At 36.8% G+C, this 22,513-nt stretch carries 20 protein-coding genes and 1 riboswitch; of the genes, 12 read left to right on the top strand and 8 right to left on the bottom strand.

Going from position 1 to position 22,513, the window contains the following annotated elements; genetic code table 11:
* Window positions 1–10 precede the first annotated feature (10 nt).
* The 5 genes from BAZO_RS00150 (at window position 11) to BAZO_RS00170 (ending at window position 4,390) form a co-directional block, all read left to right on the top strand.
* Window positions 11–664: a hypothetical protein gene (locus BAZO_RS00150; protein ID WP_157382019.1), complete on the top strand. Its 654-nt coding sequence runs from the start codon at window positions 11–13 to the stop codon at window positions 662–664.
* Window positions 665–778: 114 nt separating this feature from the next.
* A complete protein-coding gene (locus tag BAZO_RS00155) occupies window positions 779–1,318 on the top strand; it encodes a hypothetical protein (protein ID WP_003329187.1) in 540 nt (179 codons plus the stop codon).
* Between the two features lie 124 nt (window positions 1,319–1,442).
* On the top strand, window positions 1,443–2,141 hold the full coding sequence (locus BAZO_RS00160; RefSeq protein WP_003329188.1) for a response regulator transcription factor: 699 nt from the start codon (window positions 1,443–1,445) through the stop codon (window positions 2,139–2,141).
* Window positions 2,138–3,517, top strand: coding sequence for a sensor histidine kinase (locus BAZO_RS00165; protein WP_003329189.1), 1,380 nt, complete (start codon window positions 2,138–2,140; stop codon window positions 3,515–3,517). The genes BAZO_RS00160 and BAZO_RS00165 overlap by 4 nt, the downstream gene beginning before the upstream one ends.
* Before the next feature lie 84 nt (window positions 3,518–3,601).
* Window positions 3,602–4,390 (top strand): M15 family metallopeptidase, encoded by a 789-nt coding sequence (locus tag BAZO_RS00170; protein ID WP_003329190.1) that lies wholly within the window; start codon window positions 3,602–3,604, stop codon window positions 4,388–4,390.
* Window positions 4,391–4,454: 64 nt separating this feature from the next.
* Here the strand turns inward: BAZO_RS00170 and BAZO_RS00175 are convergent, their stop codons facing one another.
* Window positions 4,455–4,886 carry a universal stress protein gene (locus BAZO_RS00175; RefSeq protein ID WP_003329192.1) on the bottom strand — a complete coding sequence of 144 codons (432 nt, stop codon included), beginning with the start codon at window positions 4,884–4,886 and terminating at the stop codon, window positions 4,455–4,457.
* 161 nt (window positions 4,887–5,047) lie between these two features.
* Between BAZO_RS00175 and BAZO_RS00180 the strand changes: the two genes are divergently transcribed.
* Window positions 5,048–6,319, top strand: a complete 1,272-nt coding sequence (locus tag BAZO_RS00180) for a metallophosphoesterase family protein (RefSeq protein ID WP_003329193.1) — start codon at window positions 5,048–5,050, stop codon at window positions 6,317–6,319.
* Complete coding sequence (locus BAZO_RS00185) at window positions 6,320–9,847, top strand: YhaN family protein (RefSeq protein ID WP_003329194.1); 3,528 nt, start codon at window positions 6,320–6,322, stop codon at window positions 9,845–9,847. It abuts the gene before it with no gap.
* Between the two features lie 34 nt (window positions 9,848–9,881).
* On the opposite strand, the gene BAZO_RS00190 is transcribed toward BAZO_RS00185, so the two are convergent.
* Window positions 9,882–12,143, bottom strand: a complete 2,262-nt coding sequence (locus BAZO_RS00190) for a nitric-oxide reductase large subunit (RefSeq protein WP_003329195.1) — start codon at window positions 12,141–12,143, stop codon at window positions 9,882–9,884.
* Window positions 12,144–12,282: 139 nt separating this feature from the next.
* Window positions 12,283–14,022 carry a methyl-accepting chemotaxis protein gene (locus BAZO_RS00195; protein WP_003329196.1) on the bottom strand — a complete coding sequence of 580 codons (1,740 nt, stop codon included), beginning with the start codon at window positions 14,020–14,022 and terminating at the stop codon, window positions 12,283–12,285.
* A gap of 169 nt (window positions 14,023–14,191) precedes the next feature.
* Here BAZO_RS00195 and BAZO_RS00200 point away from each other — a divergent pair, with 169 nt between their 5' ends.
* The gene (locus tag BAZO_RS00200) at window positions 14,192–14,632 is read left to right on the top strand and encodes a helix-turn-helix domain-containing protein (protein ID WP_003329197.1); all 441 of its coding nucleotides are present in this window, start codon (window positions 14,192–14,194) and stop codon (window positions 14,630–14,632) included.
* 43 nt (window positions 14,633–14,675) lie between these two features.
* On the opposite strand, the gene BAZO_RS00205 is transcribed toward BAZO_RS00200, so the two are convergent.
* The 4 genes from BAZO_RS00205 to BAZO_RS00220 are packed head-to-tail and all read right to left on the bottom strand — an operon-like array spanning window position 14,676 to window position 18,870.
* On the bottom strand, window positions 14,676–14,981 hold the full coding sequence (locus BAZO_RS00205; protein WP_003329198.1) for an STAS domain-containing protein: 306 nt from the start codon (window positions 14,979–14,981) through the stop codon (window positions 14,676–14,678).
* Between the two features lie 12 nt (window positions 14,982–14,993).
* Window positions 14,994–16,997 (bottom strand): methyl-accepting chemotaxis protein, encoded by a 2,004-nt coding sequence (locus tag BAZO_RS00210; RefSeq protein WP_003329199.1) that lies wholly within the window; start codon window positions 16,995–16,997, stop codon window positions 14,994–14,996.
* A gap of 40 nt (window positions 16,998–17,037) precedes the next feature.
* Window positions 17,038–18,435, bottom strand: coding sequence for a SpoIIE family protein phosphatase (locus tag BAZO_RS00215; protein WP_003329200.1), 1,398 nt, complete (start codon window positions 18,433–18,435; stop codon window positions 17,038–17,040).
* A 9-nt stretch (window positions 18,436–18,444) separates the two neighbouring features.
* The gene (locus BAZO_RS00220; protein WP_003329201.1) at window positions 18,445–18,870 is read right to left on the bottom strand and encodes an ATP-binding protein; all 426 of its coding nucleotides are present in this window, start codon (window positions 18,868–18,870) and stop codon (window positions 18,445–18,447) included.
* Between the two features lie 149 nt (window positions 18,871–19,019).
* Window positions 19,020–19,118, top strand: a riboswitch (TPP riboswitch).
* Window positions 19,119–19,187: 69 nt separating this feature from the next.
* Between BAZO_RS00220 and thiD the strand changes: the two genes are divergently transcribed.
* The 3 genes from thiD to BAZO_RS00235 all read left to right on the top strand — a co-directional run bounded on the left by thiD (window position 19,188) and on the right by BAZO_RS00235 (window position 21,359).
* Window positions 19,188–19,997 carry a bifunctional hydroxymethylpyrimidine kinase/phosphomethylpyrimidine kinase gene (thiD, locus tag BAZO_RS00225; protein ID WP_003329203.1) on the top strand — a complete coding sequence of 270 codons (810 nt, stop codon included), beginning with the start codon at window positions 19,188–19,190 and terminating at the stop codon, window positions 19,995–19,997.
* Window positions 19,994–20,641 carry a thiamine phosphate synthase gene (thiE, locus tag BAZO_RS00230; RefSeq protein ID WP_003329204.1) on the top strand — a complete coding sequence of 216 codons (648 nt, stop codon included), beginning with the start codon at window positions 19,994–19,996 and terminating at the stop codon, window positions 20,639–20,641. The genes thiD and thiE overlap by 4 nt, the downstream gene beginning before the upstream one ends.
* A gap of 127 nt (window positions 20,642–20,768) precedes the next feature.
* On the top strand, window positions 20,769–21,359 hold the full coding sequence (locus BAZO_RS00235; RefSeq protein ID WP_003329205.1) for a YitT family protein: 591 nt from the start codon (window positions 20,769–20,771) through the stop codon (window positions 21,357–21,359).
* Window positions 21,360–21,974: 615 nt separating this feature from the next.
* Here the strand turns inward: BAZO_RS00235 and BAZO_RS00240 are convergent.
* Complete coding sequence (locus BAZO_RS00240; RefSeq protein WP_003329206.1) at window positions 21,975–22,169, bottom strand: alpha/beta-type small acid-soluble spore protein; 195 nt, start codon at window positions 22,167–22,169, stop codon at window positions 21,975–21,977.
* A gap of 128 nt (window positions 22,170–22,297) precedes the next feature.
* Between BAZO_RS00240 and BAZO_RS00245 the strand changes: the two genes are divergently transcribed.
* The gene (locus BAZO_RS00245; RefSeq protein ID WP_235786677.1) at window positions 22,298–22,492 is read left to right on the top strand and encodes a hypothetical protein; all 195 of its coding nucleotides are present in this window, start codon (window positions 22,298–22,300) and stop codon (window positions 22,490–22,492) included.
* Window positions 22,493–22,513: the final 21 nt, after the last annotated feature.

The following is a 22,513-nucleotide window of genomic DNA, read 5'->3' on the forward strand; positions in this document are numbered from 1 at the left end:
GGTGAAAATAATGAAAATATTAAAATACATTATTTTGTTAATATTTTTAGTCGTTGTGGCTGGCTGTAATAATCAGAGTGGATCAACGGCAACAGCTGAACAAAACAAGAGTATGAGTGAAAAAACGAGTGTGACAACAGCAAAACAAAATGAGAATCAAAATGAAAGTGGTCAGATTTATGCGAGCGTCGGCGGAAAGAAAATAGCGCAGGAAGAAATGGATTATGAGTGTTTTCGTGCTCAACTACAGAATGCACTAGCAAATAAGCCAAATGATGATACATGTCCACCAGAACAAACCCTGATTTCACAGATTGTAGAATTAAGAGCGGTTGATTATTTAGCAGATTTAAAAGGGGTCTCTGCTACAGAGGAGGAAGTGCAACAAAGAATGAAAGCCATCAAGCAGGAATTATCCTCATCAGCAACTTTCAAGGAAATGATTGCTTCCTTTGGCGAAGAGAAATTCTGGAATTACGAGAAACAACGCTACTTTACTATAATAAATTCCGAAAAGGTCAAACAAAAATTAGTAGAGGAAGAGAAAGAAAAATATAATGATCAAAAGGATGATGCAACATTAAAATACAATGCAAAAAAAGAATTTGATGATTTGTTGGTCGAAGCCGTAGGTATGATTGATACAACTATTTTTTACCATTAAAACAGCTTGAAATCTTAACAATTCCTTAATAATTTCCTGACGTTACCTATAAAATGATTTTCTATAATTAAGGTAGAGAAAGAATAATAGAATTATAGAAAGGTGGAATGTGCGATGAAAGGATTTAAGGTGTTTTTAGGCGCAGTGATGGTGGGTACATTGGCATTTGGGATGACTAATCCGACACTGGGGGAAGCTGCGAACGCTCCGGCAAAAGTTCAACCAAATAACAATGTTTCGATGTACGGAAGGATGGGAATGTTCATGGGCTCTTATTTCCAAGGGTCTATGCATGAAATCATTGCTGAAAAGCTGGGAATGACTAGTGATGAGCTTTATAAAGCCTGCTTGGACGGAAAGTCTATTGCAGAGCTAATGAATGAGAAGGATATTAGTGCTGCTGAAGTTGTAAAAGCAGTTATCGCTGAAAGGGAAACCGTGCTCGATGATATGGTAAAGGCGAAAACAATTACTAACGAGCAAAAAGATTTAATGCTGGAAAATATGAAGGCCATGGTTGAGAATATGATTGATGCTGAAGGAGTTGGCCCAGGAGGTGCCGGCTACCATAGAGGTGGAGGATGTTTCATGATGCCGGGTGCAAATCCAGGAATGGGACGAGGACGAATGGGTGCCGGTCCAATGTGGTGGTAAAATAATAGGATTTAAAAGATGAGCCAAGGGCAAAAATTGCCTTTGGCTTTTGTTAATGTTCCCCTAATGTCCACAATCTACCAAGGGAAAATTCATTATAATTAAGATGAAAGAGGTGGTTTGATTGGTTAAAAGAGTACTAGTTGTTGATGATGAACACAATCTTCGGGAAATGATATCATCTTATTTACAAAATGAGGGCTATGAAACTGTAGAGGCGGTAAATGGCAACAGTGCCGTTCAAGCAATAAAAAATGACCAAATTGATATCGTACTGTTGGACATCATGATGCCTGAAATGGATGGCTATGAAGCACTTAAAGAAATCCGCTCAATTCAAAAGAAGTTACCTGTCATTATGCTGACCGCAAAGACCGATGAGATTGATAAAATTGTAGGTTTAGAAATGGGAGCAGATGATTATATTACAAAGCCATTTAGTTTGCGGGAACTTTCTGCAAGGATCAAGGCGGTTTTACGAAGAGCTACAAATGAAGATTCAGATGTAGATGAAGATGAAATCCTTGAGCATGGAGAGATCATGATTAATCTATCCACATACGAAGTTTTTGTCAGTGGAAAAAGAATAAATTTAACCCCGACGGAATTCAAAATTTTGGCCACGTTGGCGCAAAAACCTGGACGAGTTTATAGTCGCCTGCAATTAATGAATGCTGCCTTTGGTGAAACCTATGCCAATTATGAGCGTTCTATTGATACACATGTAAGCAATTTAAGAAGAAAGGTGGAAAATGACCCGCATAATCCCACATATATCCATACGATGTATGGGATTGGCTATCGGTTTGGTGGAGAACTATGAAGCTTCTCTCAAAATTAATTTTTGCGGTAACGACAATTGTATTATTGATGGGATTATTTCAGTATTTTTATTTTCAAAATCAAATCAAAACGGAATTTCAGCAATTTCTAGTAAATCAAGAAATGGGAATAGTTGATCGATTGGAGATATATTTCGAAAGCTATTACGAATTAAATCATAGCTTTCAAAATGTAGAACAAGTGCTAGAGTCCAATCAAATGATGATGGGGAGAAGGCATGGGGGGATGGTGGGAACACCGATGCTCCTCAATCTGCAAGTATTAATAGCTAACACCAAAGGCGTTATTATTGCTGACTCTAAACAATTATATAATGGAAAACCGGCTTTGGAGGTTCCAGGGATTCATCGTGACTTACTTTTTAATAATAAAAAAGTCGGTGAGCTCATCATAATCCGTGAAGAAGATTTAATCCAGCAAAATCTAGTGAAGCAATTTATCCATTCAACTAATTCTACTATTTTACTAGGTACAATGATTGGCAGCCTGATTGCTGTTGCAGTAGGTTTTATCATTGCTAAAGGTTTGACAAAGCCGATCGCTAAATTACTCAAAGGAATCGAGAAGGTATCATCCGGTGATACCTCATTTCGCGTTGAGGTTAATAAAAAGGATGAATTCTATCATCTTGTACAAGCTTTCAATCATATGACAGAACAGTTGGCGCAAAATGAAAGGCTTAGACAAAATCTGATGGCAGATGTGGCCCATGAACTTCGAACACCACTGGCGATTATTCGTGGAAAACTCGAATCTATCCAGGAGGGTGTGATTGAAGCGAACGAAAAAGAAATTATGCTTCTTGTTGATGAAGTTTACCGGCTTTCCCGTTTAGTTAACAATCTTCAACAGTTGTCTTTAGCAGAAGCGGGGAAACTTCCGCTAAACAAAGCGCCTTTAAATGTGAATCAATTCCTTGATAAAGTTATTTCAAACTTCCTTGCTTTAACTGATGACAAAAATATCACACTTAAAAAACGTTTACTGATTAAAGAAATTATACTTCCATTAGATGAGGACAGGATGACGCAGGTCATTGTTAATATATTGGATAATGCGCTTAGACATACACCACGAAACGGTGAAATAACGATTCTTTCGGATTACGATAAAAACACAGGTGAAGTGGTAATTACGATTTCCGATACAGGTTCAGGTATTGATCCGAAAATCTTACCAACAATTTTTGACCGCTTTTCCCGAACTGACTCGTCAAGAAACCGGGATCAAGGTGGGACTGGTTTGGGTCTATCCATTGCAAAAGGATTTGTGGAAGCACATGAGGGAACGATTTCAGTTACTAGTGAAATTGGCAAGGGAACTAGCTTTTCTATCAGATTACCAAGTTTTTTATAAAAAATAGTAGAAAATTGTCATTCGTTGACATGAGAATTATAATATAATAGAATTTGAAAAATAGATTAAAAGGAGTTATAAATAATGAAAAAGCCATTTATCGCATTAACGATAGGGCTGGTACTAACTGGTTGTAGCAATGCTGAAATCATTAATAGTAGTGCGCAAAGTGTAGATGCCGCTGTTCCAATTGAGGAAAAATTAATCGACTCTGAAGTAACAGAGCAGCCAATAAAAAAAGAAACACCTCAAGAAAATACAGACAGTATTGAAAAGAAAGATGAAGTTATCAAAGTGGTTTCAAACCCAGATGATCTATTAGTTTTAGTAAATAAGAAAAATACACTACCTGAAGATTATGAACCTAGCGATTTAGTTGCACCAAATATTCCTTTTTCTTTTGAAGAGGACATCCCTAAACGCTATGTCCGCAAAGCTGCTGCAGAAGCCCTAGAAGAACTATTTGCTGCGGCAAAAGAGGAGCAAATTGAATTATTAGGTGCTTCTGGATATCGTTCCTATTCAAGACAGGAAGCAATTTTTGCTTCAAATGTTGCCAAAAAAGGGGAAAAGGAAGCCAGAAGAGTGAGTGCCGAGGCTGGACAAAGTGAACATCAAACAGGACTAGCCATGGATGTAACATCCAAGTATGTTGGATATGATTTAATAGAAGAGTTTGGTGAAACAAAAGAAGGAATTTGGTTAAAGAACAACGCTCATAAGTATGGTTTTATTATTCGCTATCCAAAAGAGAAAGAAGACATAACTGGCTATATTTACGAGCCTTGGCATATTCGTTATGTTGGCAAGGATGTGGCAACAGTAATTTATGAAAATGGATATACTTTTGAAGAATATCTAGCACAACGATAACAATCATAATATCAAAACCTCCTAGGCTGCATAAATCCGCCAAGGAGGTTTTCCTTCTTTAATATTATTTAACGATTAAAACTGGTACATTAGATTTTTGAACAACATTGTGGCTGACACTGCCAAGAAAATATTCCTTTATGCCGCTAAGTCCGCGACTGCCTATCAATATAAAATCACATCCTGTCTCATTGGCATGATCCAATAAATTTCTCGCAATATTTCCTTCTTTTAATGTTACATTGAAATTCTTAATTGTACCTGCTACTAATTCTTCGGCTTCAGCTAAGACTTTTTGAGCATTTTCAAGGTAGTTCATAGCAGCCTGGGCGGAAGGGGTATAAACCCCCTCTCCAATTGCAACTGTGGGAATTTGGTAAACATGTACGATTTCGACACCCAAATCAGGATTCTCTTGAGAAAGTTTCATTGCCATTTGTAGAGCCTTTTTTGCTAAATCTGATCCATCATAAGCCACAAGTACTTTTGAGAACATTAGAAATCTCTCCTCTACTATTTATAATACTATTCTACCATTTAAATAGTGATAGACTTTTTAAAGTTGTGTGAATTTTTAAAGCTTGTTATTAGGAACGTTTGTTTGCTATAATAGGTGTAACGATAGGGAAATAGGAAAAAGTTGGAGGCGATGAAGTCTTGTCATTTTCATTTATTCATGCTGCAGATATACATCTTGACAGTCCATTATCAGGACTTGAGCAATATGAAGGAGCACCGGTTGATAGAATCCGTAGTGCAACTAGAGATGCGTTCAGGAATTTAGTAGACACAGCGATTGAGAGACAGGTTTCATTCATCATCATTGCTGGCGATTTATATGATGGTGACTGGAAAGATTACAACACAGGTTTGTTTTTTGCCAGTCAAATGGTCCGTTTGCAAAAAGCTGATATTAAAGTATTCCTTATCCGTGGCAACCATGATGCTGCCAGTTTAATAACGAAGGAATTGAAGCTTCCCGATAATGTCTTCGAATTTTCAACAAAGGAGCCGGAAACTATTATCCTTGACGAACTCGGTGTTGCTATACACGGACAAGGCTTCGCTCATCGATCAATAGAAGAGAATCTAGTAAAAAATTACCCTAATAGAATTGAAGGCTGTGTTAATATTGGTGTTCTTCATACAAGTGCGACAGGGCGGGAAGATCATGAAAACTATGCGCCATGTTCAATCGATGATATGAAGGAAAAAGGGTACGATTATTGGGCGTTGGGTCATATCCATCTACGTGAAGTCCTTCATAAAAATAAACCTGTTATTCTTTTTTCAGGGAATATTCAAGGAAGACATATAAAAGAAACAGGTGACAAAGGATGCACACTTGTGAGGGTGGAAAATGGTGAAATTGAGTCTTATACGCATTTGTCACTGGATGTACTACGCTGGGAACTTTGTGAAATTGATGTAAGCGGTCTTGAAAATTTTGAGGAAATAATGGAAAGAATCCATGAGGAATTAGAAAAAAAGGTTCAAGATGCAGAAGGGCGGTTCTTGGCTGTTCGGTTCCGGATTATTGGTCCAACAAAGGCTCATCAGGAGTTAATTGTTGCTAAAGAGCATTTGACGAATAATATCCGCTCGATAGCCTTAGAAGTTGGTATAGGAGATGTTTGGGTTGAAAAGGTTAAAATTGAAACCTCTCATTTAATTGATGTTCATGCACTAAAGGCCCAGCATACACCAATTGCCGTTATATTAGATTTCATTAATGATATTGAAAATAATGATGAAATGATAAAAGAATTGTTAGCTGAATTTGAAGACGTGCAGCAATCCTTGCCTTATGAACTCAAAAATGGTGAAGATGGATTTGACTTTACCAATCCCGATTTAATAAAGAAAAAATTGGCGGATGTTGAAGATTTAATTCTTTATTATTTAACAAAGACAGGGGTGGAAGTGTAAATGCGATTTAATTATTTAAATTTGCGGGCCTTCGGTCACTTTACTGATTATGAAATTCATTTTGATCCATCGAAAAATTTCCATCTTATCTACGGGTTAAATGAAGCAGGGAAAAGTACGGCATTACGTTCCATTAATCACTTCCTATTCGGCTTTCCACAGCAAACTTTAGACGCATTTTTACATGGGAATACGAAACTAAGGATTGAAGGAGAACTTCAAAATACAGAGGGTGAAACTGTTCGATATATTCGCCGAAAAGGTAAAAAGAACACAATCATTGACACAAATGGAAACGTGCTTAATGAGTCGGTGATTGATGGATTTTTGCATGGAATTTCAGACAACCATTTTACAAATATGTTTGCCCTTAATCATGAAACTCTTCGTGAAGGTGGGGAAAGCCTGCTAGAAAGCGGAGGAAATTTAGGAGAAAGCTTGTTTTCAGCCGCATCAGGAATAAGTGTGCTAAGAAAAGTTTTTGAAGACCTGGAGAAAAAGTCCGCTGACCTATACAAAAAGAGAGGGTCGACACCGGAGTTAAATAAACTATTAAAGGAAGAAAAAGAACTTAGAAAAGAAATAGCCCAATATCAATTAAAGGTCCAAGACTGGAAAGAACTTGAAAGAAAATATAATAATGGTAAGAAAGAAATTGAGAGCCTCATAAGAGAAGTAAAAATATTATCGAGTGAACGGGAAAAGCTTCAACGAATGAAGTTGACATTACCTAAAATAGCAAAATTAAGGGAACTAAGAAATAAGTTGTTGGAACTTGGTGAAGTACCGGCGTTGCCCGATAATATTGAAGAGCTTCGAAAGGAAATGGTACAAAGATTAGAGAGTGCTGGGAAAGAAAAAATGAAAGCTGAAGATGAATGGGAAGAAACAAAAAAGGAGCTTCAAGAAATTACGATCCCTGAAGGTCTATTAGAACAGGCTGCGTTAATTGATGCTCTTTATCGGGAACTGCAAAGCTATCAAAATAATGTAAAACAAGCTCCAATGTTGGAAGCGGAAAGAAAATTGCTTGAGGCAAGAGTCATTAGCTTCATGAAAGAAATAGATTCTGTTCATGCCCGGCTTGATCATATCGAAAAATACCGTCTACGGTTAGCGAAAAAGGAAAAAATTCGTGAGCTGTGTAAAGACAAACCATTGCTTGACCAGGCTCTTGAAACGAATGAAAAAGAGCGACGGGAAATTGAAAGTGACTTAAAAGCGAAGGAAGAGGAATACTTTTCTTTTCCTGTGCCCCCAAACATTGAAGAGTTGGAAAATGTCATCGACATTGTAAAACGGGCCGGTGATATAGAAGAATCGCTAAAATTATGTATCATCGATAACAATCAAACAGAGCAACTTCTTGAGGAAATGGTTAAACAACTGCCGTTATGGAGTGGAACATATAAAGAATTAGTAGAGATATCAGTTCCTGTACTTGCCGAAACAATTAAGAAGTATGAGCAAGAGTATACCGAGATTCTAAAAAACCTAGAAAAAACAAATGAACAATTCATAATTCAAACTGAGTCAATTTCAAATTATGAAGAACAAATCCACCATTTGGAAGCATTAACGGAAATACCGTCCGAGGATAAATTATTATCGATTCGTTCTCATCGTGATCAAGGCTGGAAGTTCATTCGAACCAAGCTTGAACGAGGAGACTTGGATGAACAAGCTTTTAACGAGTTTACGAACGGGAAAAAGATCGAATCAGTTTATGAAAACTTGGTAACTGATGCAGATGCTGTTGCAGACAAAATGAGAAGTGAAGCCGAAAAGGTAGGGGCAAAGAAAAAGCACCTGGATGATATCAAAAGGTGTAAAGACAAAATTATTGAACTTGAACAGAAGAAGGATGAACTAATAAAGGAATTAGCAGACTGGCAAAAATCTTGGGACAAGCTTTGGGAATCAACATCCATTAAGCCATTATCGCCAGAGGAAATGAGGGAATGGGTAGTAAAGTATGGACAAATCAAAGGCATGTTCCATGATTATGAGAAAGAACAAAAAGCTATTCGCGAATTAGAAAACAAGATAGCCCAATATAAGCAATCGTTAATAACAGTGCTTGCTTCACTTGTCGATGTTGATCAGCAAAAAACACTGGCAGAGTTATTGCAAATGGCAGAAAAACAACAGAGAAAAGTGAATGAAGATTGGAATAAGCGCACAAGACTTGATGATAGTATCTCAGGCATAAAGCATAGAATTAATAATCTTTCCTTTAGGAATAAAGAGCTTTATCAAAAATTGGAGAATTGGAAAGACCAATGGTTGGAAGCGATTAACGGTACTAATATAACCGATACGACTTCAGTAGTAGTTGCCGAAAAAATTGTCCATATGTACGAGGAATGTACAAAGGCATACGATGAATTAAATGGAGTTGAGAAAAAACATAATTCGATTCTAGAGCAAATTGCCCATTATGAAGAAAGAGTGCACAATCTCTTAAAATCCACTTCACTTTCCTATGATGAAAAAGCCGTAGATATCGTGGTAAGCGAATTGAACGCGAAACTAGGGCAGGCGAAAGAGGATAAAGTAAGGTCGAAAGAATTAAGCAATCATATAAAGAGACTTGAAAGAGCAATTAGAGAAGCTGTCCTTGAGATTGATGCAGCTGAAAATTATTTAAATGATCTCATGATGCAAGCAAAATGCAGCAGTATTGAGGAATTAGAAAAAGTTGAAGTAAAGTTTATAGGAAAGAAAGACTACGAAAATAGAATCCGTACTTTAGAAGAAGAGCTAATAGATATCGGCGGTGGGCTTTCTCTTCATGAAATTACTAAAGAGGTTGATCAATTTGATCGGGACAGTATCGATGTTGAGTTAGAAGAAATCAATAGAAAACTTAGTGAAATTGAACCTGTTCGCTCAGAGTTGGAGCAATCCCATGGTGTTATTAAAAAGGAATTCGAGGAAAAAATCCAAGGGAACAATACCTCCTCTGTATTGGCTGAACAAAAAAAGGAAAGCATGCATGCGAAATTAGCGGACCTAACAGACCAATATATTCAAATAAAGCTTGCCTCAACCCTTCTTCAAAAAGGGATTGAATATTATCGGAACCAAAATCAGGATCCAATTTTAAAACGTGCAAGCGAGCTTTTTGAAAGGTTAACATTACAATCTTTTTCGCAATTGATCGTAGATTATAATGAAAAGGATCAAAGGGTATTAATGGGTGTTCGCGACAATGGTGAAAAGATATCCATTGACGGTATGAGTGATGGGACAATTGATCAGCTTTATTTATCGCTCAGAATAGCTAGTATAGAAAAATATGGGAACGAAAATGAGCCGATTCCATTTATAGTGGATGATATTCTTGTTCATTTTGATGATGTTCGTTCAAAAGAAACACTTAAAATTTTACTAGAACTGTCAAAAGAGACCCAAATTATCTTCTTTACACACCATTCCCGACTTGTCGAGATTATGAAGGAGCTTGCAACTCAAGATCAATTTCAGTTAACAGAATTGAACAGTAAGGAAGCTGTAAACATTTAGGGGCTGAAGGTATGTCAGCCCCTTATTCCAAAATTTAAGATATTGCATTTTTGTCAAGAAGTGACCGTCCAGTCTTTAAGCCAATAATAAACCAGCCTAAAGCTAATATGCCAATTGCAAAAATGGTATCTCCAATTAGTCGAAGCCATACAAAGGTTTGAACAATGTCCTTTTGTAAAAATTCTGCTGAGCGTGCATACCACATGCCATGCTCAAAGCTGGCCCATGTTTGTAATAAACCAACCGGCAATAAACTTAATAGTGCCATTAACAAAAGTCCAATATTAATAGCCCAAAACGAAAAGCTTAAAAGCTTTGTTTTCCAATGTTTTTGCCTTGTAAGTCCTTTTAAACAGAAGAGCATCAATCCAATCCCGAGCATCCCATATACTCCAAAAAGGGCTGTATGTCCATGGAGCGGTGTTGTATTTAACCCTTGCATGTAATATAGTGAAATCGGCGGGTTAATAAAGAATCCAAACAGTCCTGCTCCAACAAGATTCCAAAAAGCAACAGAAACGAAACAATAGATCGCATATTTGTATTCCTTAACCCATTCCCTTGTACGGCTTAATGTTAAGTTTTCATAGGCTTCAAATCCGATTAATACTAGTGGAACAACCTCTAAAGCACTAAACACCGCTCCGTAGGCAAGAACGCCCATCGGTGTTCCGCTGAAATATAAATGGTGGAATGTTCCGATGATGCCACCGAACAAGAAAATGATCGTCGAGAATAATACAGAAGCTGTCGCTGTTCCTGTACGCAAAAGCCCCATTCTTGTAAAAAGGAAAGCCATAACGACTGTAGCGAACACTTCAAAAAATCCTTCAACCCATAAGTGGACAATCCACCAGCGCCAATACTCTGCCATCGCAAGATGTGATTGTTGTCCCCACAATAAACCGGGAATATAAAATAAAGGAATAGCAGTAGCAGCGAGTAAAAACATTGCCAATAAGTGACGGTCTTCAGATGATTTCTTAAAGGCCGGTAAAAGAGCTCTCCCCATTAAAAATAACCATAAAAACAAACCAACAGTTAAAAAAATTTGCCAAAAACGTCCTAAATCAACATATTCAAAACCTTGATGTCCAAACCAGAAATTTGCTTGGAAATCGAACTTTTGGAATACACCCATCCATTGTCCAGCCATTGAACCTACAACGATAATGAGCAAGCAGATAAACAGGAAATTAACTAATCCGCGTTGCCACTTCGGCTCATAACCAGAAACGGCAGGGGCCATATAAAGACCGGTTGCAAGCCATGCAGTTGCAATCCACAATATACCTAATTGAGTATGCCAAGTTCGTGTTACAGAATACGGAATCCATTCTTGGATTGGGATTCCATAAAAACCGGAACCTTCTACTGCATAGTGGGCAGTTACTGCACCCAGGCCAACTTGAACGACGATCAATGCAGTTACGATCCAAAAATACTTCAATGTAGCCTTCATCGAAGGAGTTGGAGCTAACCCTAATAATGGGTCCTTCTCAGGATACACTTCCGGTAGATGTGGCTCCTTATGACGTTGCACCGCAAAATACCACGCAAGTGCACCAACTCCCGCTAATAGCATAACAAAACTAATGATAGACCAGATAATTAGTTCACTTGTTGGCCGATTTTCAACTAAAACTTCACTTGGCCAATTGTTTGTATATGAAACATTATCCCCAGGTCGATTAGTAACGGTGGCCCACGTACTCCAGAAGAAAAAGGTATTCATTAAATCCATACGCTCTTGACTTTTAATTGTATTCTTTGGTATAGCATATTGATCTCTTAATTCACTAAGCTCAGGATTATCCATGAATAAGCCGCTATAATAGCTGCTTAAATATTGAAAAGCCTCCATGCGGTCATTAGAAATAACCAATTCCTTTGTTGCTTCATCATAAGTGTTCGTTCGCATTTCTTTTGTTAAACGTGCTCGCAGTTGTGCTTGTTGTTCCTCATTTAAATCTATGAAATAGTTTCCGTACTCTGCGTGCCCCCATTTATCCAAAATAAATAATGCTTCGCGATGCAGCCAATCAGCATTCCAGTCAGGTGCAACATAGGCTCCGTGGCCCCAAATGCTACCGAGTTCCTGACCGCCAATCGACTGCCAAACATTCTGTCCGTCCTTAATATCTTGACCGGTAAATAATTCAATGCCATCCTCTGTTACAACTCTTTCAGGAATCGGTGGCATGACCTGATAGATACGACCACCATAATATCCTAAAATACCAAAAGAAATAATAATGACCAGGCTAAGCCAGACCCATAATTTTTTATAGTTCATTAATTAACCCTCCTTTAATGGTAAATTCCCCAATAGTTCACAATATTAGTCATTACTTTCTAATTCTATTTGTAGTTCTTTGAAAAAATAAAAAGGAACAGGTGCAGTCCTGTTCCTTACAAAAAACGCATATGCAATTTTATAATTTAAAAGACGAAACAGTGTGTTGTAATTTCTCAGCCATATCAGCCAGCATTCCGGAAGCTGCAGCGATTTCTTCCATGGATGCATTTTGTTCCTCAGCAGATGCAGCCACATTTTGCGAATAACTTGACTGTTGTTCGGCGATTTTTTGGGCTTCATTGATTACTTGCACTAATTGGTCTGTGCTCGCATTAATTTCCTCAACAGCGGCCGAAACATCCTGAATCTGTGCAGACACATGGTCTACATGATTTGTAATTTGCTTAAATGCCTCACCCGCGTTGTTAACAGAAACAATGCCTTCTTTTACGCGGTTTTGTCCCATTTCCATTGCACGAACGGTTTGATCCACTTCTTTTTGAATTTCAGAAATTAATTGACTAACGTCCTTTGTAGCGTGGCCAGACTGTTCAGCCAATTTTCGAACTTCATCTGCTACAACGGCAAAGCCTTTTCCATGTTCACCTGCTCTAGCAGCCTCAATCGCAGCGTTCAGTGCAAGTAAGTTTGTTTGCTCTGCGATATTTGTAATGAGTGAAATTACTTGACTTATTTCTTGTGACTTAACACCAAGTGATGTTATGACTTTGCTCATCTCTTCAGTTGATTGATGTACTAGACTCATCTGTTCAATCGAGTCTTTTATCGTTTCGTTGCCTGTTTTTGCAGCTTGTGAGGTTTGTAAAGATGTATCGGAAACTTCTTGGATATTTTGAGCAATTTGGTCCATTCCTTTAGAAATTTCAGAGACAACCTCATTTGCCTCGCTTGTTCCTTTTAAACTAGAGTCTGAACCAACCGCAATTTGTTGGATGGATTGAGTAATAAGTTCCGTCGCTTGACTCGTTTGTTCACTACTTGCCATTAGTTCTTCAGAAGTTGAAGCAACCTGCTGAGAGGCTTCATCAATATTTTGAATCATCGCTCTTAAGCTTGTAACCATGTAGTTAAAGCTTTTTGCAAGTTCACCAATTTCATCTTTATTTTTTACATTTAAAATTGCAATTGATAGATCCTTTCCCGCTATTTTTTCAGCATTTTTGGCAATTTCAATAATGGGTTTTGAGAAAGAGTTTGCAAAGTAATAAATGATTATAGCCCCAAGTACAAGTGCAATTCCTAACGAGATGAATAAAGTGCTTAAAATCTTATTTGCACCACTATTAAAATCAATCATGTATGTACCTGCTGAAATATACCAGCCCCATTCGGGAGCTTTCGCTGTGTACGTAATTTTGGATTCAATTTGATTCGGATTATCTGGCAAAGCGAACTTATAAGTTGTGAAGCCACCACCGTTTTCCGCTCTAGAAATTTGTTCTTGAACAAATAGTACGCCATTTTCATCTTTCACATCGATCATGTTCACGCCTTCCTTAGTTGGATGCGCAAGATTCTTGCCAGCTCTATCATATACAACAAAATATCCATATTCCCCCATGTCTATATTCTTGTTGATTGGACGTGTGCCATCTGCCTGCTTTTCTCCTAGAATTGCAACTCTAAATCGTTCTTGGGCTTCCTCAAGGGTTAGATGTCCGTTTTCTATTTCTTCATTAAGAGATTTGATCATTTCCAACGCCATATTGACGTTGTTCTTTAATCCGATTTTCCCTTGGTCTTCAAGGCTTGACTTTGCTGTACTAAAGCCAATGAGTCCTATTACAAGACTTGGTATTGCTAATAACAACAAGGTAACTGTTATAAGTTTTTTTCTAACAGACATTTTAACCATACAATTTCCTCCTATGCAACTAAACTTAATAATTTTAAAAGTAGATTTATTTAAAATATAAAGTAAACTTGAGGAATTAGCTATCCAATTTCTTGTTTTTTTTACAAACTTCAACAAATTAGTTGTATAATTATATTTTAGATACAAGAATGCGACTGGGGGGGAGAGCATGACATCAAAAACGAAGATCGAAAGCAATCATGACTATATTAATCGCTATTCAAAGATTGCTAACATGATAGAGGCGAGGAGAAAAGAGCTTAATTTATCACTTAAAGATATAGAGGAAGTGACTGGTTTATGTTCTCCAGCGATATCACGGTTAACGAGTGTAACAAATCGTCCAAGGCTTGATACGTTGTATAAAGTATTAGATGCGTTAGATTTAGACATTAAAATTGAACGAAAAGAAAAAGAGGCTAAACCTCAAAATCCTCAAGTTACCACAAATAAAACTAGTAACCAATATAATGTTTGGGTTAAAAAAGGGGCTTCAATAGATTTATTAAAAGTAAAAGCAAAAACAAAGTATGAGGTAAGACAAATTTTAAGTGAGACTAATCCGGAATGGGAAATTTGTACAATCGAATTATATAGTAAAGGAAATTAAAGAGCCGCCAATCCAGGTTAGAGGGGATAGGCGGCTCACTTTTTTAATCCACAATCTCAAATATTTTTGTTAATCTTGTAAGTTCAAATAATTCCTTTACTTGTCCATTTAGTCCTTTAATAACAACCTTTCCACCATTCGACATTGCTCGCTTTTGAATGCCGATTAAAACACCTAAACCAGAGCTGTCAATGTAGGTTAAGGAACTGACATCTAAGGTGAAGTTTTTATATCCATTATTAAGATAGGGCATAAGCGCTTCTCTAAAATTAGAGGCTTGTTCAACATATACTTCTTTTTCTAAGGTCACGAACACTTCATCAGCTTTGGCATTTATTTGAAAAGACATATTACCACTCCTTTAATCAGTAAGCTTGAATTTCTCGATTGAAGTTTTAAGTTGCAGTGCCATTGCATTTATTTGTTCAGTACTTGATGCAATAGTTTCCATTGCTGCTGAAGTTTCTTCAGTCGAAGCAGAAACCTCTTCAGCACTTGCAGCCGTGGTCTCGATAAAGGTTGCCAATGAATTGATAAGTTCTACGATTTTCTCAGAAGTAGCAACCTCATTATCGGTAACAGATACAATTCCGTTAACATCAGTGACTGTTTTCAAGACCGCCTCTACTATTTTTTCTAGAGCATCTCCAGCCTTTGTAACCGCCTCAACTCCTTCTTCAACCTGTTTACTGCTTTGATCGGTTGCAATAACTGTATTTGCGGTTGTTTCTGTTACTTTTCTAATTAGATTCGCCACCTCTGTAGCCCCACTGTTAGATTGCTCTGCCAATTTACGGACTTCGTTAGCTACAACCGCAAACCCTTTTCCAGCTTCACCGGCACGGGCCGCTTCAATGGCGGCATTTAATGCTAATAGATTTGTTTGTTCTGCTAAATTTGTAATTGTATCGGTAATGGACGTTATTTCCTTTGAATATTGTTCTAAAGATGAAATATGAGTCTTTGTTTCTTCCATTTTTGCTTTAATATGTTCCATTCTTGTAATAACATCTAAGACGGTTTCTTTACCATCATTTGCCGTTCTTAAAGTAAATTGCGAGCTTTGGTCAGCGGATGTCGCTTTATTTTTGGCAATTTGAATTAATGATGATAATTCCAACAATGCTTTTGAAGTATCAATGATCGCAAAATTTCCATTTTCAGCTTCGATTGCAAGTCGATGTGTACTTTCGGCAACTTCAGTTGAGGAAGTCGATACTTGTTCAGTTGATGCAGCCATTTCTTCCGATGCTGCAGCTAATTCATCTGACGCAGCATAAACTTGTTTAATGATTTTCACTTGATTATCAATCATTGTATTAAAGGAATTACTAAGATCCTCCAGTTCGTCCTTAGATTGGATTGATGTTTGGATTGTTAAGTCTCCACTGCCGCCCAACTCCATAGCCGTTTGAAGCTTCCTAATCGAATTAACAATTCTAGCTGAAATAAAGTAAGCAGCAAGAATCGCAAGAATGATGGCCACCGTTGAAATAATTATACTACTTTTTCTTATTTTATAAGCGGGGGCCATATAATCATCATAATTTGCTGTTACAGCAATGCTCCACTTAGCGGCAGGTTGGAAGGTAACAAATTTATAAATTCCTTCGTATGTATAATAGCCGCTCCCAGTTTCTCCTGCATTCATTTTTCTTACATATTCCTTTAGTTCAGTAGAACCTGTGTTCAGTACATTTTCTTTTAAAACCTTGTCTTTTACCGGGTGGGAAACTAAAAGTCCATCTTTATCTACCATATAGGCATATCCAGATTTACCAATTTTGATTTGTTCGGCTTTTTCAGTAATTTTATCGAATTTGACCGTACCAATTAGAAGGCCGTTAACTTTCTGATTATCTGTTAACAATGGGAAGGCAATCGCTATAACAGGTTCTTTCGTAACTTTTGAAGTTATAACATCACTAATAGAATATTTCCCATTTAGTGCATCCTTCACATATTGTCTATCTGATAAGTCTGTCACCTCATTGGTGCTGGAACTGTTCATATAAGCGATGCCGTTTTCATCCGTAATTAGGATCATTTCGATTAAATCTTTATTATCACTTACAAAATTTTGAAGCATGTTTAGTACAATGTTTTTATTCTCCGAATCACTTTCCCTCGTCATTTTACGTATAAGTTCAGTTTTACTTTGCAGCTGTATGAGTGATGTGGTGGATTGTACGGTTTGATTAATTGATTCTGCTGTTAATCTAGTTGTTTCAACTAATTCCTTTTCAATCGTTTCTTGCATTGAATCGGCTGTCATATTGTACGATAAAACGGCTAAAGCAATAATCGGCAAGGTTATTAGCACAACGAAGCTGCCTAATAATTTAACTTTCAGACTCATTTTCATTCAATCACTCCATCGGTTTTAATAGGAATATATTATCATGTTATTTAATATTTATACATAGTCCAGATGCATCATCTGTGATAATAGTACTATTACTTAAGGCTACTAGCATTTCATATGATGCTTGAAAGCTACTTGGAAATTTATATTGATCTACATGTAAGTGGTCGAGTAAGCCATCCGTTAAGAAGTTGAAATAATCACCTGACTTAAACGGCATTTCATATTCTTCGAAGGGCATTGCTTCCATTATTCCTAAAAAAGCCCCTTCGACAGTAATCATTCCTTTTTGCTCCTTTGTCATTGCAATAAAGTGATTAATCCCACAAGAAACATACTTTAATGAAGATGTTAGAAAGTTAAATTCAAAGCAGATACCTGTTGCAAACGTCTCATTTGTTAAAAATTTAATAGATTCATGATTGACCCACTTAACTTTTTCTGCTAGTGATAAATCATGTTTATGAGCAGCTTGTTCAAATAAAACGTGAATATGCGAAGTGTGAAGAGCTGTATCCAAACCATGTCCCATAATATCGATCAAGTACCCATACAATGTATTTCTTTCCTTATCCCAAATATAATGATAAAAATCGCCGCTAACATATTCAGATGGTTTATATATACTTTTGATTTCAAAGTTTTCGTTGTTCAGCTCAGGTGGCAGAAAATCGACCTGGACTTTACCGGTTAAAACGAGATGCTTCAAGTTGGAAACCATCTGATTGAATGATTGGGCAAGATGCCCAACTTCATCACTGCGTTCAATGGTTAGCTTTTTAACATTGATATCTCCGTCTGCAACTCTTTTCATTAGCTGAATGACATCCGTAATTGGATGAATAATATGATGGATGCTTGCCCATGTGGCGAAAAGGAAAATGAATACATTTACAAGCATAATTGAAATCTGGATATTTTTAATAATTTCTACCTTGTGCTCTGAATTTTGCTCAATTTGATTCGTTACATTATTAACTTTTCTTAGTAACAAGAAGCTATCTTGTTGTATTTCAGCCGCTATTTGTCTCTTTTCAGATGGATCATTTGACTTAATAAGCCTGTCCAATTTCTGTGAAAAAGGCTGCCATTCATGTAATACCTCTACAAGGTGGGCTGTAATATTTGGCGCCTTTATTCCATGGATGCCGGAGCTATTATTACCGAAAATAAGAACCTCTTGATTTTTCTCAAACTTTTTGGCTGTTACACGAAGTTGAGTGTAATAGATGGGATTGCTTTCTGCCACATGGTAAGCCTCGTTAACCATTTGCATCGTTAACATTCTTTGGGAACCCGCTAGATTAATTAGATGACTATCATGTTTATGTTCATCCAGAAAATTAATCATTACATAAAATCCAAAAAAGTTTAAAAGTAAAGCAATTGTAAAAATTGAACCAAGCTTTACTTTCAAACTCAAATCCTGAATCCGCATTTTTATCACCTATTGAATTTGTTTTCTGCGTTGTATATTTTTCACCAGCAACACATCATTTCCCTTCTTATTATAAATGACTTTATCCATTACCTGCTGCATAATAAATAAGCCTCTGCCTGATTCTTTTAAAGTTGTATAATTTATATCTTTCATCATATTAGTTTCATTTACCTTTTGAATAGTTTCATCTACTGCAAAGCCTTTGCCTCTATCTTTTACCCTAATAACTAGGAATCCATTTTTTTGAATTTTAACCCGTACCAGCACTTTTTTATTTCTTCCATGCTTAATAGCATTATTAACCGCTTCATTTAGGACGACCTCAACAAGAGTAGAATCATCCGCGACCATGTCTTTAATAAAATCGCTGATCCCATTGCGGAGGTACCTATAGCAAGTAAAATCATTAAAAGTAAGTGTAAATGTTTTCATTCATTAATCTCCTGTATGAAAAGTTTAAATTAATTATAATTTATAAACCTTGGTTAATGTTTTCTTAATTATGAAACTTTTGTGTAATTAGTAACTTAACAAAGATAAAAAGTATTGATATACTAAATTAAGATTCATATAAATACTGAAAGATTAGCTAGGGGTGCCGTATGGCTGAGAGGACGATTGTCTAACCCTTGAACCTGATTTGGTTAGTACCAACGTAGGGAATGCGACTAATTCTGTTTTAAAACAGAAGGCCAACCTATTTTGGTTGGCTTTTTGTGTTGTATAAAAAGAAATGGAGTGAGTATCTAATGAAAGTTTTCAAGGCACTTACTATTGCTGGCTCAGATTCCGGTGGGGGAGCGGGAATCCAGGCAGATGTAAAAACGTTTCAAGAACTTGGTGTATATGGAATGACGGCTATTACGGCAATTACAGCACAAAATACAACTGGTGTACAAGGGGTATATCCGCTAAGTGTTGAAGGTATTGCAAAGCAAATTGATTCAATCGGTACAGACTTAACACCAGATGCAGTAAAGACAGGCATGCTTTTTAACAGTGAAATTATTAAGGTTGTCGCGGAAAAAATCACGCAATATCAATGGTCTAATCTTGTAATAGACCCGGTGATGATTGCAAAAGGAGGATCACCATTATTACAAGCGGAAGCAATCGAAGCCCTAAAAGATTATTTATTGCCAATAGCAACAGTTATAACTCCTAATATCCCTGAAGCAGAGGTGATATCTGGCATTAAAATTACAAATCTTAGTGAACGAAAAGAAGCTGCCAAACTTATTTATAATCTAGGTGCAAAAAATGTAATGATTAAAGGCGGACACGAAGAAACCGATCAAATGATTGATCTCTTATATGATGGAAACCGCTTTTTCCAATTTGAAAGCAAGAGAATTGCTACAAAGAATACTCATGGAACGGGATGTACGTTTTCTGCAGCGATTACGGCTGAATTAGCGAAAGGGAAAAACATCGTGGATTCGATATCAGTTGCTAAACACTTTATTCAAGCTGCCATTGAAGATGATTTGCGAATCGGCACAGGCCACGGTCCAACGAATCATTGGGCCTATAATAAAAGGGGAGCATTATGTAAATGAGATATTCCGAAGAAGAGCTAAGAAAAAAGCTTCAGCTTTATTTTGTGATGGGGAGCAATAATTGTTTGAAGGATCCTGAAATTGTACTACAGGAAGCGATTGAAGGAGGTATTACTTTTTTTCAATTCAGAGAAAAGGGGACCCATGCCAAAAAGGGCTCTGAAAAAATAAAGTTGGCAAAAAAATTACAGGCTATTTGTAAACAAAATGGAATTCCTTTTATCGTCAATGATGATCTTGAATTGGCACTTGAAATTGATGCAGATGGCATTCACATTGGTCAAGAAGATGAAGACCCGCTAAAAGTGAGAAAAATGATTGGTGACAAACTACTCGGTATTTCCGTCCATAACCTGAATGAGGCTAATCAAGCACTAGCACAAGGGGCGAATTATTTGGGGGTTGGACCGATGTACGAAACGACCACAAAAAAGGATATTCGTGAAGTGAAGGGACCTGAAGTTATCGTTGAATTAAGAGAAAATAACCTTACTGTTCCAATCGTAGGAATTGGCGGCATTCAAAAAGGGTTAATCAAATCGGTCATCGAGGCGGGGGCGGATGGAGTTGCAGTTATTTCAGCTATTAGCAATAGTGAGAATCCAAGGGAAGCTGTGAAGGACCTACTAGAAGAAATGAAATAAAAAAATTATAATGGAATTGGCTGTCTTATTTATGTCACTAGGCATTGGAAGACAGTCTTTTTTACACCTATTTCCGAATCAAAAGGCATATACATGTAGCATGTCCGTTACATGAAGGAGATGCAGAATGTCTTTTGTTAAAAAAGCAAGTGCAATTATCGCTGGGAGTATATCTGTTGCCATCGGAGTTAATTTATTCCTTTTCCCAAATGAATTATTGGATGGAGGAATGATTGGTATTGGATTAATTGTAAATTATTTGTGGGGATTTGAAACGGGACTTACGATTATTTTTTGCAGTATTCCGATTTTTATATTAGCTTGGTTTCGTTATCGATCTTATTTTTATAATAGTATTCATGGGTTTTTAGTTTCCTCATTTTTTATAGATGTCCTTTCACCGTTAAGGCATGTTCAATTATCGGAAATTCTTCAATCCCCATTAATAAGCTCTATTCTAGGTGGTCTGCTTGTTGGTATTGGAATTGGTACGATGCTTAAATTTGAGACGAGTACGGGCGGTACTGACTTGTTGGCGCAGTTTCTTTCAGATATGTTCAGGATGAATGTAGGGGTAATCATATTGCTCATCGATGCACTTGTTGTAATTATTGGCGGCTTCTTAATATCACCGGAAACACTATTGCTATCATTAATAACAATTTTTGTTGTCGGTATTTCAACCAGCTTATTGACATTGAAAATAATTCATTATTAGGCAGTTGGCGATTATCGCTAACTGTCTTTTTCGATCATTCACTTTTTAACATCGAAATAATCTACCTATTAAATAAAAATAGGAGCTTATCGGGGTAGATAAGCTCCTAAGGGGGTGGGGACAGGGGGCTGATAGTGAGAATTTGCTACTATCAACTGTTTATATAAGTATAATATGAATAACTAATAAAATCAACAAAAAATTATAATTATTTTACATTTTTTTGTTATTCGTATCTAGGTAGTTCTATATTGATTACATATTGCAGCTATGTTATAATTTAGCTAAATTAATATTTTGCGTGATTAGGAGGAGTCTGTCACCAAGGGTGTATTATGCCGTTGGTTCGACAAGGCTCCTTTTTGTCTGCAATTTAGGGGAGGGGTCTGTCAAAGTACAGGCCCCTTTTTATATTTTATTTCACTATTTCAATAGGAGGAGATGAATTTGAAAAAGGAAAAATTGACATTTGTAGAGGTATTAATTATGGCTGCCGCCATTGTAGCCGGGTTATTCATGGCAGCTGGGGTTGGCATGTTGTTCTCTTAATCTGATCATAAGGACCATTACGGAAAATGTAATGGTCCTTTAGCCATATTATAGAGTTGTCAAAAGTTAATATTGATTACCGGATAATTCAGCTTGTGCCTGCTTAACTAAACGTTTTGTAATTTCTCCGCCAACGGATCCGTTAGCACGAGAAACCGAATCAGCAGAAAGCTTTACTCCGAATTCTTGGGCAATTTCTTCTTTATATTGATCCAACATTTGTTGTACGCCTGGTACTACTAATGAATTGCGGTTTGCCATAGATGACACCTCCTTATAATATAGTTTGTAAAAAAAATACGCCATTTATGACAAGAAAAGCTATCCATTACTAAAGAATTTGTCCAAAAAATTTTTAGAGCGTAAAATATGAGTATTACAAAATGGGAGTGGTTGCATTGAATAAAGAGGAAATTGAAGAGATCATTGAGAAATTAAGAAATGGTGAAATAAAGCAGTATGAAGTAACAAAAGAAGAGTTTATGGAATTCCGTGAGGTTTTAATAAAGCAAAAGGATAAGGAGCAAATTCGCGGTGAGGCCAAAAAAGGAGGAGGGGTTGTTTATACACATGTTAATGAGTAAAGGCATATATAAATAAAGTGT

This window comes from Schinkia azotoformans LMG 9581 (assembly GCF_000307855.1).
GTDB lineage: Bacteria > Bacillota > Bacilli > Bacillales > Bacillaceae_J > Schinkia > Schinkia azotoformans.

Excerpts from the sequence above, each read along its gene's own strand:
- BAZO_RS00165 (WP_003329189.1), top strand. The coding sequence starts at position 2,138 with ATGAAGCTTCTCTCAAAATTAATTTTTGCGGTAACGACAATTGTATTA.
- BAZO_RS00200 (WP_003329197.1), top strand. The coding sequence starts at position 14,192 with ATGACATCAAAAACGAAGATCGAAAGCAATCATGACTATATTAATCGC.
- BAZO_RS00215 (WP_003329200.1), bottom strand. The coding sequence starts at position 18,435 with ATGCGGATTCAGGATTTGAGTTTGAAAGTAAAGCTTGGTTCAATTTTT.
- BAZO_RS00170 (WP_003329190.1), top strand. The coding sequence starts at position 3,602 with ATGAAAAAGCCATTTATCGCATTAACGATAGGGCTGGTACTAACTGGT.
- BAZO_RS00195 (WP_003329196.1), bottom strand. The coding sequence starts at position 14,022 with ATGGTTAAAATGTCTGTTAGAAAAAAACTTATAACAGTTACCTTGTTG.
- BAZO_RS00155 (WP_003329187.1), top strand. The coding sequence starts at position 779 with ATGAAAGGATTTAAGGTGTTTTTAGGCGCAGTGATGGTGGGTACATTG.
- BAZO_RS00205 (WP_003329198.1), bottom strand. The coding sequence starts at position 14,981 with ATGTCTTTTCAAATAAATGCCAAAGCTGATGAAGTGTTCGTGACCTTA.
- BAZO_RS00235 (WP_003329205.1), top strand. The coding sequence starts at position 20,769 with ATGTCTTTTGTTAAAAAAGCAAGTGCAATTATCGCTGGGAGTATATCT.
- BAZO_RS00185 (WP_003329194.1), top strand. The coding sequence starts at position 6,320 with ATGCGATTTAATTATTTAAATTTGCGGGCCTTCGGTCACTTTACTGAT.
- BAZO_RS00175 (WP_003329192.1), bottom strand. The coding sequence starts at position 4,886 with ATGTTCTCAAAAGTACTTGTGGCTTATGATGGATCAGATTTAGCAAAA.
- BAZO_RS00190 (WP_003329195.1), bottom strand. The coding sequence starts at position 12,143 with ATGAACTATAAAAAATTATGGGTCTGGCTTAGCCTGGTCATTATTATT.
- BAZO_RS00240 (WP_003329206.1), bottom strand. The coding sequence starts at position 22,169 with ATGGCAAACCGCAATTCATTAGTAGTACCAGGCGTACAACAAATGTTG.
- thiE (WP_003329204.1), top strand. The coding sequence starts at position 19,994 with ATGAGATATTCCGAAGAAGAGCTAAGAAAAAAGCTTCAGCTTTATTTT.
- thiD (WP_003329203.1), top strand. The coding sequence starts at position 19,188 with ATGAAAGTTTTCAAGGCACTTACTATTGCTGGCTCAGATTCCGGTGGG.
- BAZO_RS00220 (WP_003329201.1), bottom strand. The coding sequence starts at position 18,870 with ATGAAAACATTTACACTTACTTTTAATGATTTTACTTGCTATAGGTAC.
- BAZO_RS00210 (WP_003329199.1), bottom strand. The coding sequence starts at position 16,997 with ATGAAAATGAGTCTGAAAGTTAAATTATTAGGCAGCTTCGTTGTGCTA.
- BAZO_RS00150 (WP_157382019.1), top strand. The coding sequence starts at position 11 with ATGAAAATATTAAAATACATTATTTTGTTAATATTTTTAGTCGTTGTG.